Source organism: Aliiglaciecola sp. (assembly GCF_039982535.1).
GTDB lineage: Bacteria > Pseudomonadota > Gammaproteobacteria > Enterobacterales > Alteromonadaceae > Aliiglaciecola.
This window is the reverse complement of the sequence record NZ_JBDWYG010000027.1, coordinates 126,516-144,024: the sequence shown is the minus strand read 5'-3', so window position 1 is coordinate 144,024 and position 17,509 is coordinate 126,516. Positions and strand designations below refer to the sequence as shown.

The following is a 17,509-nucleotide window of genomic DNA, read 5'->3' as shown; positions in this document are numbered from 1 at the left end:
AAATTTCACTGTCGATTTGCCTATCATATAGCTATACTATGCGCCGCATTTAAAAGCGTTAAAGAAAATATTAAAAAGGATAAATAGTGACTCCTATTACGAAAACATTTCAGTATGGTCAACATACTGTAACTCTAGAAACGGGTGTAATCGCTCGTCAAGCTACTGCTGCTGTTATGGCTAGCATGGATGATACATCTGTACTAGTTAGTGTAGTTGGTAGAAAAGAAGCCAAAGCAGGTCAAGACTTCTTCCCATTAACGGTTAACTATCAAGAAAAAGCCTATGCTGCTGGTAAAATACCAGGTGGCTTTTTCAAACGTGAAGGTCGTCCTTCAGAAAGTGAGACTTTAATCGCACGTTTGATCGACCGTCCAATCCGTCCTCTTTTCCCAGACGGTTTCATGAACGAAGTGCAAATTATTATTACTGTTGTTTCTGCAAACCCAGAAATTCCTACTGATATCATCTCTCTTATTGGTACCTCTGCGGCATTGGCAATTTCAGGTATTCCATTTAATGGTCCTGTTGGTGCAGCTCGTGTTGGTTACAAAGAGGGTGAGTACATTCTAAACACTTTGACTTCAGAACTTGAAACAAGTGAATTAGATTTGGTTGTAGCCGGTACTGAAAGTGCAGTATTGATGGTTGAATCAGAAGCAAGCATTCTTTCTGAAGAAGTGATGCTTGGTGCTGTAATGTATGGTCATGAGCAAAGCCAAGCTGTTGTTAATGCAGTGAGTGAGTTTGCTGCAGAAGTTGCTACTCCTAAATGGGAATGGGCCGCTGATGCTGAAAACACTGATCTGAAGAGCAAAATCAAAGAATTAGCAGAAGCTGGCATGACTGAAGCGTACCAGATTTCTGATAAAATGGTGCGTAAAGATGCCGTTGTTGCGGTAACTGAAAAAGCCGTTGAAGCTATCCTTGAAGCTGATCCTGAGCAAGACCCTAAAGAAGTGTCTGAAATGCTACATGATCTAGAGAGTGATGTTGTTCGTTCTCGTATACTTGCTGGTGAGCCACGTATTGATGGTCGCGAACCGGATATGATCAGAGCGTTACACGTGAATACAGGTGTTCTACCTAGAACTCACGGTTCTGCACTTTTCACTCGTGGTGAAACACAAGCATTAGTAGCTGCTACCCTTGGTACAGAGCGTGATGCACAGATGATCGATGAGCTAGGTGGCATGGCAAGCAGCCGTTTCATGTTGCATTACAACTTCCCTCCATACTGTGTAGGCGAAACAGGTTTTGTAGGCTCTCCTAAGCGTCGTGAAATTGGTCACGGTCGTTTGGCGAAACGTGGTATTCAAGCTGTAATGCCATCTGAAGCTGAATTCCCATATGTTGTTCGTGTAGTGTCTGAGATTACTGAATCAAATGGTTCGTCTTCTATGGCCTCTGTTTGTGGTACTTCACTTGCACTAATGGATGCCGGTGTACCTATTAAAGCTTCTGTAGCGGGTATCGCTATGGGCTTGGTGAAAAGTGACGAAAACTTCGTTGTTTTATCTGACATTCTAGGTGATGAAGATCACCTTGGTGATATGGACTTTAAAGTTGCTGGTACTACCGATGGTATTACTGCACTGCAAATGGATATCAAAATCGAAGGTATCACTAAAGAAATCATGCAAAAAGCCCTTAAGCAAGCTAAAGAAGCTCGCTTACACATTTTGGGTGTTATGGATGAAGCTCTTGGTGGACACCGCGACGAAATGTCAGAGTTTGCTCCTCGTATCTATACCCTTAAAATCGATCAGGATAAAATCCGTGATGTGATTGGTAAAGGTGGCGCAATGATCCGTGCTATCACTGAAGAATCAGATACGAATATCGAAATCGAAGATGACGGTACTATTAAGATTTTTGCTACTGAACTAGCTAAAGCGGAAATTGCTATCGCTAAGATTGAGCAAGTAACTGCAGAAGTTGAAGCGGGCAAAACTTACCATGGTAAAGTAACGCGTATCGTTGATTTTGGTGCATTTGTTGAAGTACTGCCTGGTAAAGAAGGTCTGGTACATATTTCACAAATTGCTCACGAACGTGTGAATAAAGTTTCTGATTACCTTTCTGAAGGCCAAATGGTTGACGTGAAAGTAATGGAAATTGATCGTCAAAACCGTGTTCGTCTTAGCATTAAAGAGTTGTTGGAAAAACCAGCAGCAGAAGCACCTTCTGAAGATTAATCTACAAAATTGTGTTACATAAAAAGGAGCTTAATGCTCCTTTTTTATTTTGACTTAATTGATTATCACTATTGGAAAAATACGATGGATAAACAAACAGAAATTGAAATTCAAGCGGCAACCTTTAGACGTTTGTTGAAGCACTTAGATGACAATAAAGATGTACAAAACATCGATTTAATGATTTTAGCCGACTTTTGTCGTAATTGTTTAGGTAAGTGGTACAAGGCCGCGGCGGAAGAAAAGGGAGTTGAAATCGATTACGAACAAGCTAGGGAAAAGATATACGGTATGCCTTATTCCCAATGGAAAGAACAGTACCAAGCCAAAGCTACCCCCGAGCAACTTGCGGCTTTTGATGCTAGGCAAGCGCAAAAAGGCGGTTGCAATTAAGCGTTAGATAATTCATGACTGGGTTAGTTACCATCGGCTAAATTGCGCTAATGATGATAACTAACTAAAATTACTAGAATTACCTAGTTAAGCGCTCTAATCTAGACATACTGAATAATGACAGTTCGGAGTAGGCATGTTCCCTGAGAACAACGAATTAGAACAGCTTTATTACAAAGCCAGAATTGCTAATTTAGACAAAGCTCACATTTTTCCCGAGGATGTTAGCCAACACCTTGAGGACACTATTTTTGCTGATCCGAACTTTATTAAAAAACAAATTATTGGTCATTCCTATTTAGCTCTTCCTATTCATTTGATTTCAGTGGGCAAGGGGAGTATCCCTATATTATGTTGGTCGCAAATGCATGGCGATGAGCCAACGGCAACAGCAGCGCTGTTGGACTTACTTGTCTTTATTGAGCAAAATAAAACGGCTCCTTGGCTAACAGAGCTATTTGAAAAAGTCACTCTACACTTCGTGCCTATGTTGAACCCCGACGGTGCTCAACAACAAACTAGAGAAAATGCCCAAGGTATCGATATCAATCGCGATGCCGCAGCCTTACAAACCCCTGAAGGAAAAGTACTAAAATCCTTGTTCGACAATATTAAGCCAGCATTTGCCTTCAACCTTCATGATCAGTCTCGTTATTATCGCATTGAACACTCATTAGCACCGGTTGAAATGGCATTTTTAGCACCTGCTGGTGATTCTCACGAAAGTATGCCTGAACATAGATGTAATGCCATGAAACTCATTGGTGCTGTGCTATCTGATATGTCAGATGAATTGTTTGGTCGGGTCGCCAAGTATCAAGATAGCTATTCAGATCGCGCCTTTGGTGATCTAGCTTGTAGCCAAGGCATTGCTTGTGTTTTGATTGAATCGGGATATAGGACCAATGATCTAAATAGACAAAATGCCAGACGACTCAATTTTCTTTGTCTAATGCTGGGTTTAAAGCACATTGCCGATGGCTCATATCAGCAGGTGGGAGAGTTTGCGTACAATTCTTTACCTTATAACATCGAAAATGGGCTCTGTGACTTGGTCATTAGAGGCCTCAATGTTGATAGCGTGAAAGGTAATTTTAATGTGGATGTTGCTTTAAAACATCTAAACCGCAAACAGGCACTGATTAGCGAACTAGGGGACTTAAGACAATTGGGCGGTTATGAAGTGTTAAATGCCCATAATTTTAGTTACGCACCAGGGAATACCTTTGAGGTCAATGAACCCATCGACCTTAGTGAAGACAAGTACCTATTTTTATTACGCAACGGGTTTTGTCGTTTCAGTGGCGATATATCGTTAATTAATCAGTTGACTGATTGGCCCATCATCAAAGTGCCGGGAGAGTCTGAACCTGCTGGCTTCTGGCAAAAGGAAATGCCACCAACTTGGTTGATGTTATTTAATGACCAAGTTAAAGGAGCTGTATTAGAAGGGAAACTAATCGTTTTGAAATAAACAGTTATTTACACTTTAAACTCAACTTCGAATTGAGAATACTTTGATTCTTATCATTAAATTGTCAAACTAGTCAATCATTGCCTAAAAAGTGCAGATATATAGCAAACAATTTGGCAATTACCGATTAATACGAAAAAACCTTAGAACTGTCTTCAATATGATCAATAATCGTTGATACTTTCAATGCAAAGGTCGTATTTACGAGGCATTTTAAAAAAAGTGCGATAAGCTATTTGTTCGCCCACTACTTTAGGGATAAAAATGAAAAACGTAATGCTTACTTTTTTGTTAATGGGAGGATTAATTTCTCCAACCATTAACGCAAAAACAGAAATCGATGTACTCAAATCTGAGAATATCTTCGACATTGAGTATGCGGCTGATTTAAACATCAGTAAAGACGGTAAAATCGTCTACTTTGTGCGCCATTTTATGGATATACAAAGTGACAGAAAGCTTGGTAATATCTGGTCTGTAGACACAAAGACGGGCAATATGTTACCTGTTACTACGGGTGACCATTTAGATTACAATCCGGTATTATCCGCTGATGGTAAAAAGCTTGCTTTTATCTCTACTCGAAGCGGTAAGCCACAAATTTACGTCACTTGGTTAGCCACGGGCAACACTGCAAAGCTCACTAATTTGGTCTCGTCTCCTAGTGGGTTAAGTTGGTCGCCCGATGGTAAGTACATCGCCTTTAGCATGTTTGTTCCTGGTAAACCTAAATCACCAGTAAACCTCGCGGGTAAACCCCCGGGAGCCAAATGGGCAGACCCTGCGATTTATATTGATGATGTATATTATCGCTTTGATGGCGGCGGTTATCGTAGCCCAGGCACATCAGAGATATTTATTTTATCTGCTGATGGCGGTACACCAAGACAACTAACTAACGATGAATTTGATAATGGTGGCGAGTTGAGTTGGGGGAAAAACAGTGAAGTCCTCTATTTTTCTGCTAATCGTTCCGAAAATCGAGATTTTACTCCTCTTAACAGCGATATTTATTCTATTTCAATTAAAGATAGTCTTATCACGCAATTAACCGAAAGGGATGGGCCTGACGGCAGTCCCAAGATCTCTCCAAATGGCAAATACTTGGCCTATATTGGCTTTGATGATAAACGTAAAAATTATGACAATGCTAAAGTCTATATAAAACAGCTATCTGATGGTGAGACGATAATGGTCTCCGAAGGATTAGATCGCAGTATTGACAGAATAGAATGGGATCACAAAAGTCGAAATCTTTATATTCAGTATGATGATAAAGGCAAAACTATTTTGGCCTTGCAATCGGCAAGAACAGCGGATAAACGCAGTATATTGTCTGACAAATTAGGTGGCCAATCTTATGGTCGACCTTATACCAGCGGTGAGTTTTCGGTAAGTGAAAATGGCAAAGTGGTCATTTCACATTCTGATCCCATGCGACCTGCGGATATCGCGATTATCGAAAACAAACAAAGCAAACTACTAACCCATTTAAATGATGATGCCTTGGGTCACAAAACTCTGGCCAAGATCGAAGAGTTTTGGTTTAAATCCAGTGCCGATGGTAAGGATATTCAGGGCTGGATTGCTTACCCTCCGGGCTTTGATGAAACTAAAAAGTATCCAATGGTATTGGAAATCCATGGTGGTCCAGTTACCGCCTATGGACCCCATTTCTCAATGGAGATCCAGCTGTTTGCCGCTGCTGGCAATGTAGTGTTGTATCTAAATCCTAGAGGTAGTTCTAGTTATGGAGCAAACTTTGCCCATACGATTGATAAAAACTATCCCAGTCAAGATTACGACGATTTAATGAGTGGCGTGGATAAGCTTATTGAAAAAGGGTTTATTGATACTGAGCAGCTATTTATTACTGGTGGCTCAGGTGGTGGTACCCTCACGGCTTGGTCTATTGGCCATACTCAACGCTTTGCAGCAGCGGTAGTCGCAAAACCGGTAATTAATTGGTTTAGTTTTGTACTAACTGCGGATTTCTATCCTTTCTTTTATCAATATTGGTTCAACGGTAAACCTTGGGATAATTTAGATGAGTATATGAAATATTCGCCTATCAGCTATGTTGGTAATGTAACAACACCGACTATGTTATTGACTGGTGAGTCTGATCATAGAACTCCCATATCTGAATCCGAACAATTTTATCAAGCATTAAAACTGCAAGGTGTTGAGAGTGCAATGGTACGCATACCTAATGCGTCACATAGTATCTATCGTAAACCAAGTAATTTGATGGCCAAGGTGGAGTATATTTTGTGGTGGTTCGAGCAACATAAACCTAAAAAAGAGGGCGATAGTTAAATTTATGGTGCTACTAATTATATATGTTTTTGTTGCACTGGGATTTTCCTTTTTATGTTCTGTCGCTGAAGCGGTCATTTTAAGTATCTCTTCAGCTTACATATCTGTTTCTATGAACAAAGGTGAAAAATCGGGAGAGATTTTACATGACTTAACGGCGGACATTAACAAACCTTTGGCCGCCATTTTAACCCTCAACACCATTGCCCACACAATGGGGGCAGCTGGTGCTGGGGCACAAGCAGCAGTGGTGTTTGGCGATGCTTACCTTGGTGCAGCTTCAGCTGTATTAACCTTACTCATTTTGGTGTTTTCAGAAATTATACCGAAGACATTAGGGGCTACTTATTGGCGCCAGCTCGCACCCGTTACCGCGTATTTTTTAAAGTATTTAGTTTGGGTTTTGTATCCGTTTGTACAAATGGCAAATGCGTTAACTAGCCGATTTACAGAGGAAAGCCCCTTAAAAGGTTTGAGTCGTGGAGAGTTGCAAGCCATGACAGAATTATCTAAACACGAAGGTTTATTAGATCACCAAGAAGCCAATATTCTACAAAGTTTATTAAGTTTAGATGATCTTAAAGTACGTGATGCAATGACCCACAGAACCGTGGTATTTAAAGTGTCAGAAAACTTAACGGTAGAAACGTTTTACCATAAACACGCAACCGAAGGTTATTCGAGAATTCCGGTCTATGAAGATGAAGAGCCAGAGAAGATAAGTGGATTTGTTTTAAAATCCGATTTAATTTTGGCTCAGGCAAGAGGAAACGGAAATAAGTTGTTGTCTGAATATCGTAAAGACATGGTGGCCTTGTTAAGCAGTACTAGTTTGGCTGAAACTTTTCCGCACTTTTTACAATCTCGTTCTCATATTCTGCTTGTTGTGGATGAATACGGCGGGATGGATGGCATATTAACCTTAGAAGATTTACTCGAGAGTCTTTTAGGGTTTGAAATTGTTGATGAGAAAGACAAACATGTAAGTATGAAAAAAGTTGCACGGCTTATGTGGAAGAGGCGTGAGCGAGAATTGTTCAAACAACAGCAAGATCAAAAATAAAGTAGAGATTATGTCACAGTTGTTAATCTGTAAAAATGTAAGTAAGACCTATCAAGAAAATGACGCCGCGTCAGTGCAAGTATTGGATAACGTTAATTTTCAAGTTAATAAAGCGGAACAAGTTGCCATACTGGGGAGTTCAGGGTCAGGGAAAAGTACCTTGTTACATATTTTGGGGGCACTAGATACGCCAACCTCTGGAAAGGTACTGTTTAACGGACAAGACATTTTTCAGTTTAATGAAAAACAACAAGCTGATTTTCGTAATAAATATTTAGGCTTTGTTTATCAATTTCACCATTTGCTGCCTGAGTTTAGTGCATTAGAAAACGTTGCCATGCCATTACTCATTGGCAAAACTAAAACGGACTTGGCCAAGCACCAAGCAGAAGAGATTTTAAAACGAGTGGGATTGAGTCATCGATTAGATCATAAACCTGCTCAAATGTCTGGTGGGGAACGTCAGCGCTGTGCCATAGCGCGAGCTCTTGTTACTCAACCTGATTTAGTTTTAGCCGATGAACCTACAGGGAATTTAGATCATAAAACTGGACAAAGTATTTATCATTTATTAAATGAGTTGAGGGAACAGGTTTCAACCAGCTTTATTGTGGTTACTCACGATATTGAGTTAGCCGCTAAACTCGACAGAACGTTAAATATTACCGATGGCAAATTGGTCGAGCAGGGCACTGCTGTATGAATTTAGTTGGACAATTGGCCTGGCGATTTCGTTCAGGTAAGCGCCAAAACGGTTTTATATCCTTTATTTCCGCATCATCTACACTAGGCATTGCATTGGGATGTATGGTGTTAATATTGCTGCTATCTGTAATGAATGGCTTTGAACGAGAGCTTAAAAATCAACTTCTAAGCTTTATCCCCCATGGTGAAATATACGCTTATGAAGGCAGTGGTTTAGAAAACTGGCAAGAGCAACTCAATGGTTTGTCTGCTGATCCAAGGATCACTTCTATCGAGCCCTACATCAAAGCTGCAGGTTTATTGCAAAAAGGCAGTAAAATGAAAGCGGTACCTGAACTGGTGGGCATTGATCTAAATTATTCGAAAAATAATAAATTGGTTCAACAAGTAGGCGAGAGTCACTGGAATAACTTTAAAGCAGATCCTAACGCTGTCTTGTTAGGCCGTTCGATAATGCAGCAACTAGCGGTTAACGTAGGCGACAAAGTACAACTTGTATTGCCACAAATTTCCGATGATCTTTCTTTTTCAGCGCCTAAATCAGTGTGGTTACATGTAGCAGGTGAAATCGCCATTGGCGGTGAACTTGACGGTCAAATTGGCTTTATGCATATACAATTAGCTGCTGATACATTAGGTACAAAAACCGGTGCTCAAGGTTTACGCTTTCGTTTCAATGATCCTTTTATCGCCAATAGCGCCATACGTGAATTTGGTTTTTCTTTTTCCCAGCATGTGTTTATGTCTGATTGGATGCGAACTCAAGGGCATTTATATCAGGATATTCAATTAGTAAGAGCAGTGGTTTATGTTGCGCTCACCCTAGTTATAGCAGTGGCTTGCTTTAATATTATTTCAACTCTGGTCATGGCCGTGAGTGAAAAGCAGGCGGAAATCGCAATGCTTAAAACCATGGGGGCTAGAGATAGGTTAATCATTCAAGTGTTTATTCTACAAGGTGCTGTAAATGGACTTATTGGAACCCTAGTGGGTGTAACATGTGGGGTGCTATTAGCTGAGTATCTGACCCAAATTGCGAGCTTTATTGAAACTGTCAGTGGCGTGAAGTTTCTATCTGGTGATGTTTATTTTATCGACTTTTTACCGTCACAATTACGCTGGAGTGAAGTGTTTTTTACTGCTTTAATCGCGGTGACGTTAAGTTTGTTAGCAACCATTTATCCAGCCATAAAAGCCACTAAAATAAATCCTGCAGAAGCTTTAGGACAACATTAGCAGCTAATCAATAGCTGCTAATGTTAAGTTGTTTAAATTAGTCTTTGGTTTGAGTTTCTGTGGGTTTAAAATCATCTAGATCCACATTTTCAAAGTCTACGCCCGCTTCCAAATCGTAATACACAGATTCATCAAGTTCATTTTCGCTTTTTGCGACTACGCAAGAAACCATACAGTCACCGGTAATATTCACCGCTGTCCTAGTCATGTCTAATAACCGATCGACACCTAATATTAAGGCGACGCCTTCAACAGGAAGCCCTACTTGTACTAACACCATAGATAACATGAGTGTACCTACACCTGGTACACCTGCGGTGCCTACCGACGCTAACGTAGCGGTTAATACCACCATTAACATATCCGAAGTAGAAAGGTCGATACCATAAACTTGAGCGATAAATACGGTGGCGACCCCTTGCATTATTGCCGTGCCATCCATGTTAATCGTAGAGCCTAGAGGAACAACAAAAGACGCCACTGACTTGCCGATACCTAATTTCTTGGTAGCGGTTTCCATTGTCACTGGCAAGGTTGCACTACTACTGGCGGTACTAAAGGCAAATAACACTGCTTCGCGCATTTTTAAGAACAAGTACTTAGGGTTCAATCCCGTTAACAGCTTCAGAATGATTGAATAATTAACAAAGGCATGGATTAGCAACACAGCAAATACCAATACAAAGTATAAGGCTAAGGATGCGATTCGTCCTTCATCTATGGTGGTGAATAATTTTGCTAACAGCGCAAACACACCATAGGGGGCCAAATTCATTAAAATGGTAACTAACTTCATAATTACCGTATTTAAATCTTCGAAGAAAGCGGCAATACGTTTGCCCGCATCACCAACCATCGCAATGGCTAAACCAAATAAAACTGCGAAAGTGATAACTTGCAGCATTTTACCTTCGGTGAAGGCTTGGAACGGGTTAGATGGGAAAATATCGATAATTACCGCGGCTAGAGTAGGTGGCTCTTTGGCGGCAAAAACGGCATCAGTTGGAATAGGGATACCAGAACCAGGTTGAACGATGATCGCTGCAATCATGGCAACGGTTATCGCTATGGCAGTCGTACCAATATATAGCAAAACAGACTTACCACCTAGGCGTCCTAATTTACTTGGTTCGGATAAGTTAGCCACACCACAGACTAAAGAAACAAAGACCAGAGGTACTATTAGCATTTTTAAACTGTTGATAAATATCGAACCAACGACATTAAATATACCATTGACTAAAACATCATACGTAGAAACCGTAGTCCCGAATACACTAAATGCTAAATCTCCGCTATCATCAAATGACCATTTTAAAATAACACCGGTAATTATCCCGGCAATCATGCCGATAAAGATTTTAGCGGTGAGACCAAGTTTTTTTGGAGATTGCTGCATTGTTTGTCCTAAATTTATTATTGATTTTTGGATAGCGTAGCAAGTTTAGGTCTCTAGCAAAACAAGAAAAATGATTTAGAACGGGTACTTGAATTGAAAAACATTATTTGTGGGAAAAAATGCATGGCTTCACGTTTGAAGATGTTGTTCGCGGTTATACTAATTTTTACACTTTCAGCCTGTGGTGGAGGCGGCTCAGTTGAGCGTGATTCTACAGCCACAGATACCGGTGGAAGTGATACTTCTGTAACTTATGATGTTAATTTAAGCATCGCGGATCAAAACGGGGGCGCGGTCAATGCACTAACCTCTACCTCTCCTTTGGTTGTGACAGCAACCGTCAGCAGTTCTGATGGTAACGTAGAAGATCGACTTGTCACCTTCACATTCAGTCAAGATGGTTTAGCCACCTTTGATAATGATACTGGAACGGCCTTAACAAACGCAGATGGTGTTGCCACTATTGGATTGTTGGTTGGAGCTAGTTCAGGGGATGGTTTGGTTACAGGAGCGCTCGAAGATGGTACAGCAGGCCAAGTGGGCTTTAGCTCTTCAGGTACTTCACAATCTGGTGTTACGCCAGCGTCTTTGGAGTTGTATGCAAGTTCAATTCAACTGGCGTCTAGCGGTTCTGATGAAATAGAACTAATAGCGGTGGTAAAAAATGCCCAAAATATTTTATTGTCTGGCGTGGATGTGTCTTTCGCTGCCAATAATGGTGCGGAATTACAAATTGTACAAGGTACATCGACAGACGATGGCACGGCTAGAGCAACACTTACCAGTCGTAATAATCCTGAGAATAGAACAATTACTGCAACGGTTTCTTCAGGTACCTTTAGTGAAACAATCGACATTGATATTGTGGGTACAGAAGTGAATGTGGATGGCCCATCTTCAGTCGTACTAGGGGATACCATAGATATCACCATTAAAGTGGCTGATTCCGATGGTAATGGTTTAGCCAATAAAAGTGTTGAACTTAGTGCCTCACAAGGGAATATTGCTGCTTCAGCAGTAACTGATAGTGAAGGGCAGGTAAGCATCCAGTATGTCGCTTCTACCTCTGGTGAGAATATCATTACCGCCAGTGCACTCAATGCCCAAGGAAGTTTAACTTTTACCGTGCAAGAAGATAGTTTTAGCTTCACCACAGTGCCCTCAGAAGATGTGCCACTTAATACCGACTCCACTTTGGAAGTGACTTGGTTAAAAGACAATATTGCTTATGTTGGCGGTGAAGTGGTGTTAAGTTCTTCGCGAGGAGACTTTGATGAAACCTCTGCAATGACTGATAACAACGGTGTTGCTACATTTTTAATTAATTCGAACAACGCTGGATTAGCCTCTATTACCGCACTTGGAACAGATGCAAATGAAGAAACCGTAAGCGCTAGAACGCAGTTTGAATTTGTAGCCACTGAACCTGCCACTGTTATTGTCGATGCATCGCCGGATCTAATCGGCCCAGATGGACAAACATCAACCATTACCGCAATCGTCCGAGATGACACCGGAAACCTTGTAAAAGGTAAAGTCATTAATTTTAGAGTGGACGATGTAAGTGGTGGTTTTGTGTCACCAAACTCGGCAACAACCGACAGCAACGGAATCGCTTCTACTGTCTATACTTCTAATGCGGTGAGCAGTGAAGATGCAGTGATTGTCTATGCCGAGGTGGCAGATGATGATTCAGTCACGGATTTTACCACTTTAACTGTGGGAGATAGAGCCTTTGATATTTCACTAGGAACAGGAAACTTATTATCATCACCAGATGATTCTAGTTATCAAAAAGAGTTTTCAGTGTTTGTGAGTGATTCAGTGGGTAGAGCGGTGGAAAACGTTTCTTTAACTGCATCTTTAACACCAATTAAATTTACAGAAGATGGCGTATATCGAAAAGGCTATTGGTCCTACTCTGGGGATGTCTGGGTAGCTAATATCACCGCTATTTGTGCAAATGAAGATATTAATGGCAATGGCATACTCGATAATGGTGAAGATACCAATGGTGATGGTGAATTAACACCAGGTATCATAGGCACAATAGGTTTTACTGACGGAAACAATGAAACTGATTCAAACGGTCAAGCAAAATTAGAAGTTCGCTATCCAAGAGCATTTGGTGTTTGGGCGGATGTTGAAGTCGCCGTGTTTGGTCAATCTTCAGGCAGTGAAGCCGTCGAAAGTCAGTATTACACCTTATCTGTTGCTGCCGATGATTTAGACGATGAAGCAATTTCACCACCTAATAGTCCATTTGGAACAGGGTTTAGTTGTACCGATACTCTGTAAACTAGCTAGAATTAAAAAAAGCCTTGTATTTGATACAAGGCTTTTTTATTTAGTCAAAATAATTTTTATTAGCGTTGGAAAGGATAAATCGAACCTAAGTTTAAAATTTGAGTTAATTCATCCAATGCACTGCGGGTTTCATCCAGTAAAAGCGCATCTCGTAAATCATCAACACTTAATTGATCTCTGTAGTGTTTGTTTACCCACTTATTTAAACGGGCGAAAACAGCCTCAGACATTAAAGTATGTTGATTAACCGCTTCGAGTTCAGCCTCTGTCATCGCTACACGTAAGCGCAAGCAAGCAGGCCCTCCGCCATTTCGCATACTTTCTTTAACATCAAAATAGTGCACTTTTTTAATCGGTGTATTTAAGCTAGTTAGCTCTTGTAAATAATTGGCGACGGTTGGGTTTTCTTCACATTCAGTTGGCGCAATAATTGCCATTTCACCCTCTGCTAGAGTAATGATCTGGGTATTAAATAGGTAGGTCTTAATGGCGTCTTGAACGGGCACAGTTTTAGTATCTACTTGGATGAAATGCAATTTTTGTTCGCCAAACTTACGTTGAATTTCATCTAATACGTTTTGAGTATTGAGAAACGCTTGCTCATGGTAAAAAAGTACATTTTGATTCCCTACAGAGATAACATCGTTGTGGAATACCCCCTGATCAATTAGGTCAGGATTTTGTTGCACAAACACAGTGGTATCGTCACTCAAACCATGTAATCGTGCTATGGCTTGGCTGGCTTCCAAAGTTTGTCTGGCGGGAAATTTTTTAGGAGCAGGTTTAGTGCTGTCAAACGCATAGCGGCCGTAAACAAACATCTCAATACCTGCGTGGCCATAGTCGCTACAAAGTCGAGTATGATTCGCCGCACCTTCATCACCAAAGTGTTCATTTTCTGGTAAATGTTGGTGATGTTGAAAGTATTTATCGTTAGCGAAGGTGGCTTGCAAAATTCGTCCGGTCACTTCAGGTTCCAATGAACGATGAAATTTATTGGTTAGGTTAGCTGGTGTGAAGTGAATTCTTCCATTACTCGTATCGGCACTAGGAGAGACAGTGGCAGCATTTGCTGTCCACATGCTACTAGCGGAGCAACAAGCGCTAAAAACTTCAGGAGCACGCTTTGAGGCCTGCTCAAGCACGGTTGAATCGCTGCCTGTAAAGCCAAGACGTCTGAGCGTGTCAATATCTGGTCGTGCTTGGGGCGCTAATACGCCTTGAACCATGCCCATATCATGTAATGCTTTCATCTTTTGCAGTCCTTGCAGCGCTGCTTGCTTTGGACTACTAAACGCATTTGCATTATTTAGGGATGCCACATTACCAATTGAAAGACCCGCATAATTGTGGGTTGGACCGACTAAACCATCAAAATTGACTTCAACTTGTTTCACTCACTCACCTCATTGCAACTAAAATGCACAAAAGCGTGTCCATCACGAATAGGTTTCAAGGAATTATATTTCAAAAAAACTAGGTGAATTGGACTTGCTCTGTTTACTATTGGTGGCGATTATACGTCTTTTAATGTGCTTGCCAATGTGCCTGTACATATTTTGAACATATTTGGTGCAGCTTTACAATTAAAAAGTAGATAAGTATTAAGAAGAACTTGTTTTCTATTCACTTTGCCGATATATGTTAAAAAAGCAATATGCGACAGGAAGTTTAAGTAAACTCCTTATAAATGGTGTAAAACCCATATAAATCAAAGGTTAATGAATAATTTATGGCAAAATCACTGGTTATTGTCGAGTCGCCAGCCAAGGCGAAAACAATAAATAAATATCTGGGCAAAAATTTTATTGTTAAATCTAGTGTTGGACACGTTAGAGATTTACCAACAAAAGCATTAGGCCAAGCTCCGGCCAAAAAACCAGCTAAAGAGCTAAAAGAGTGGAGCGAGAAAAAGCGCGAAAAATACCTAAGAGAATTTGAATATCTTAAGTTAGTCGATCGTATGGGTATTGATCCTCAACACGACTGGAAAGCCCATTATGATATTCTGGCGGGTAAAGAAAAAGTTGTTAATGAATTAAAGAAACTTGCAAAAGATGCAGACACTATTTATCTCGCAACGGATTTGGATAGAGAAGGAGAGGCGATTGCCTGGCATTTGCAAGAATTATTGGGTAGTAAAGGAAAAACTTACCAACGGGTAGTCTTTAACGAAATTACCAAGAACGCTATCCAAGAGGCATTTGCGCACCCTGGTCAATTAAATATTGCCCGAGTAAATGCTCAACAAGCTCGCCGATTCCTTGATCGGGTGGTGGGCTTTATGGTGTCTCCATTGTTATGGAAAAAAGTCGCTCGTGGGCTTTCAGCAGGCCGTGTTCAGTCGGTGGCTGTACGTTTAGTCGTTGAACGTGAACGCGAAATCAAAGCATTTGTTCCCGAAGAGTTTTGGGATATCCATGCGGATCTAAATGCGAAGCAAACAGCATTACGTATGCTGGTCTCTAAGCATCTAGGTAAAGCCTTTAAACCAATTAATAAATCCCAGGCAGATACTGCCTTAGAAGCGCTGAACAAAGCGGCTTATGAAGTTATCAGTCGAGAATCTAAACCGACACAAAGTAAACCTTCAGCACCCTTTATCACTTCCACGTTGCAGCAAGCCGCGAGCACTCGGTTGGGCTTTGGGGTGAAGAAAACGATGATGATGGCCCAGCGCTTGTATGAAGCGGGTCACATTACCTATATGCGTACAGATTCAACTAATTTGAGTAAAGACGCTGTAGATAACTGTCGTAGTTATATCGAAGATAATTTTGGCAATAATTATTTGCCTAACGCGCCCATTTCTTATGGTAGCAAAGAAGGTGCACAAGAAGCTCACGAAGCTATTCGTCCCTCCAATGTGATCGTCAAATCTGAATCATTAACAGAAGTTGAACGCGATGCGCAGCGACTTTATGAGTTAATTTGGCGTCAATTTGTAGCCTGTCAAATGGTGCCAGCAAAATATGATGCGAGTACTATTAAGGTGAAAGCCGGCGAGTACGAATTAGTCGCTAAAGGCCGTGTGTTAAAATTTGACGGTTGGACTCGAGTACAAACGCAAGTGAAAGGCAAGGGCGATGGTGATCTTAATTTACCTGATGTTAAAGAAGGTGAAAAACTCGATCTTAAGGCACTAGATCCAAAACAACACTTTACTAAACCTATTGCTCGCTTTAATGAAGCGTCATTGGTTAAAGAGCTAGAAAAAAGAGGTATAGGTCGCCCATCAACTTATGCCAGCATCATTTCAACTATCCAAGATCGTGGTTATGTGAAATTGGATAATAAACGTTTTTATGCGGAGAAAATGGGCGAAATTGTTAACGATCGTTTAGTGGATAATTTCTCTGATTTAATCAACTTCGATTTCACCGCCAACATGGAACAACAACTTGATGATGTTGCAAATGGCGTTCGTGATTGGAAAGATGTTTTAAATGAGTTTTACGAAGATTTCTATCAACGATTGTTAAAAGCTGAATTGCCACCTGAAGAAGGCGGCATGCGTCTCAATCAGGCCATAGAAACCGACGTGGAGTGTCACTTGTGTGGCCGCCCTATGAATGTCAGAACCGCTTCTACTGGCGTGTTCCTTGGTTGTTCGGGATACAACTTACCTCCTAAAGAACGCTGTACAGGGACTAAAAATCTGACTCCAGGGGATGAAGTCATCAAAGTGGATGATGAAGAAGAACTGGAAACGGAAGTATTAAGAGCTAAACGTCGCTGTGATATATGCGGTACAGCTATGGATAGTTATTTGGTAGATGAAACTCGCAAGTTACATGTTTGTGGTAATGCGCCTACCTGCCCTGGTACATACGTTGAAAAAGGGACCTTTAAAATTAAGGGATATGACGGACCTATTATCGAATGTGATAAGTGTGGTTCGGACATGGAACTGAAAAATGGTCGATTTGGTAAGTATTTTGGCTGTACTAATGAAGAGTGTAAAAATACGCGTAAACTATTGAGAAATGGTGAGGCTGCGCCACCTAAAGAAGATCCCGTTGATTTACCAGAGTTAGAATGTGAAAAATCCGATGCTCATTTCGTTCTTCGTGATGGTGCCGCAGGAATCTTTATGGCAGCCCATAACTTTCCAAAATCTCGCGAGACTCGGGCACCAATGGTCCATGAGTTAGCTAGATTTAGGGACCGTATTTCACCTAAGTTTTATTACTTAGCTGATGCACCTGCAAAGGATCCCGACGGTAATCCCACTATGGTGAGATTTAGTCGTAAAACTAAACAACAATATGTCACCTCTGAAAATGCGGAAGGTAAGGCAACAGGTTGGTCAGCTTGGTATCAAGATGGCAAATGGGTTGTTGAAGACAAACGTAAAAAAGGCAAATAGTCGGTTTTACAATCTATTGTTAACGGCAGTGTAATACTGCCGTTTT

At 40.9% G+C, this 17,509-nt stretch carries 11 protein-coding genes; 9 read left to right on the top strand and 2 right to left on the bottom strand.

All coding sequences use genetic code 11. The features are described 5' to 3' along the window. Positions 1 to 86 precede the first annotated feature (86 nt). The 7 genes from pnp to ABJV04_RS06500 all read left to right on the top strand — a co-directional run bounded on the left by pnp (position 87) and on the right by ABJV04_RS06500 (position 9,388). Positions 87 to 2,198 carry a polyribonucleotide nucleotidyltransferase gene (gene pnp, locus ABJV04_RS06530; protein WP_348490504.1) on the top strand — a complete coding sequence of 704 codons (2,112 nt, stop codon included), beginning with the start codon at positions 87 to 89 and terminating at the stop codon, positions 2,196 to 2,198. An 84-nt stretch (positions 2,199 to 2,282) separates the two neighbouring features. Next, entirely contained in the window at positions 2,283 to 2,591 is a 309-nt protein-coding gene (locus tag ABJV04_RS06525; protein WP_348490503.1) for a DUF1244 domain-containing protein, read from the top strand. A gap of 136 nt (positions 2,592 to 2,727) precedes the next feature. After that, positions 2,728 to 4,065: a M14 family zinc carboxypeptidase gene (locus ABJV04_RS06520; protein WP_348490502.1), complete on the top strand. Its 1,338-nt coding sequence runs from the start codon at positions 2,728 to 2,730 to the stop codon at positions 4,063 to 4,065. A gap of 264 nt (positions 4,066 to 4,329) precedes the next feature. Further along, the gene (locus tag ABJV04_RS06515; protein ID WP_348490501.1) at positions 4,330 to 6,384 is read left to right on the top strand and encodes a S9 family peptidase; all 2,055 of its coding nucleotides are present in this window, start codon (positions 4,330 to 4,332) and stop codon (positions 6,382 to 6,384) included. A 4-nt stretch (positions 6,385 to 6,388) separates the two neighbouring features. After that, the gene (locus ABJV04_RS06510) at positions 6,389 to 7,447 is read left to right on the top strand and encodes a CNNM domain-containing protein (RefSeq protein WP_348490500.1); all 1,059 of its coding nucleotides are present in this window, start codon (positions 6,389 to 6,391) and stop codon (positions 7,445 to 7,447) included. Between the two features lie 10 nt (positions 7,448 to 7,457). Further along, positions 7,458 to 8,150, top strand: a complete 693-nt coding sequence (lolD, locus tag ABJV04_RS06505) for a lipoprotein-releasing ABC transporter ATP-binding protein LolD (RefSeq protein ID WP_348490499.1) — start codon at positions 7,458 to 7,460, stop codon at positions 8,148 to 8,150. Then, on the top strand, positions 8,147 to 9,388 hold the full coding sequence (locus tag ABJV04_RS06500) for a lipoprotein-releasing ABC transporter permease subunit (RefSeq protein ID WP_348490498.1): 1,242 nt from the start codon (positions 8,147 to 8,149) through the stop codon (positions 9,386 to 9,388). Before lolD ends, ABJV04_RS06500 begins: the two co-directional genes overlap by 4 nt. A gap of 37 nt (positions 9,389 to 9,425) precedes the next feature. Here the strand turns inward: ABJV04_RS06500 and ABJV04_RS06495 are convergent, their stop codons facing one another. Next, a complete protein-coding gene (locus ABJV04_RS06495; RefSeq protein ID WP_348490497.1) occupies positions 9,426 to 10,787 on the bottom strand; it encodes a dicarboxylate/amino acid:cation symporter in 1,362 nt (453 codons plus the stop codon). A 123-nt stretch (positions 10,788 to 10,910) separates the two neighbouring features. On the opposite strand from ABJV04_RS06495, the gene ABJV04_RS06490 reads away from it, so the two are divergent. Next, positions 10,911 to 13,085 (top strand): Ig-like domain-containing protein, encoded by a 2,175-nt coding sequence (locus ABJV04_RS06490; protein WP_348490496.1) that lies wholly within the window; start codon positions 10,911 to 10,913, stop codon positions 13,083 to 13,085. 68 nt (positions 13,086 to 13,153) lie between these two features. On the opposite strand, the gene astB is transcribed toward ABJV04_RS06490, so the two are convergent. Further along, positions 13,154 to 14,491: an N-succinylarginine dihydrolase gene (gene astB / locus ABJV04_RS06485; protein ID WP_348490495.1), complete on the bottom strand. Its 1,338-nt coding sequence runs from the start codon at positions 14,489 to 14,491 to the stop codon at positions 13,154 to 13,156. 335 nt (positions 14,492 to 14,826) lie between these two features. Here astB and topA point away from each other — a divergent pair, with 335 nt between their 5' ends. Beyond that, a complete protein-coding gene (gene topA / locus ABJV04_RS06480) occupies positions 14,827 to 17,463 on the top strand; it encodes a type I DNA topoisomerase (protein ID WP_348490494.1) in 2,637 nt (878 codons plus the stop codon). Positions 17,464 to 17,509: the final 46 nt, after the last annotated feature.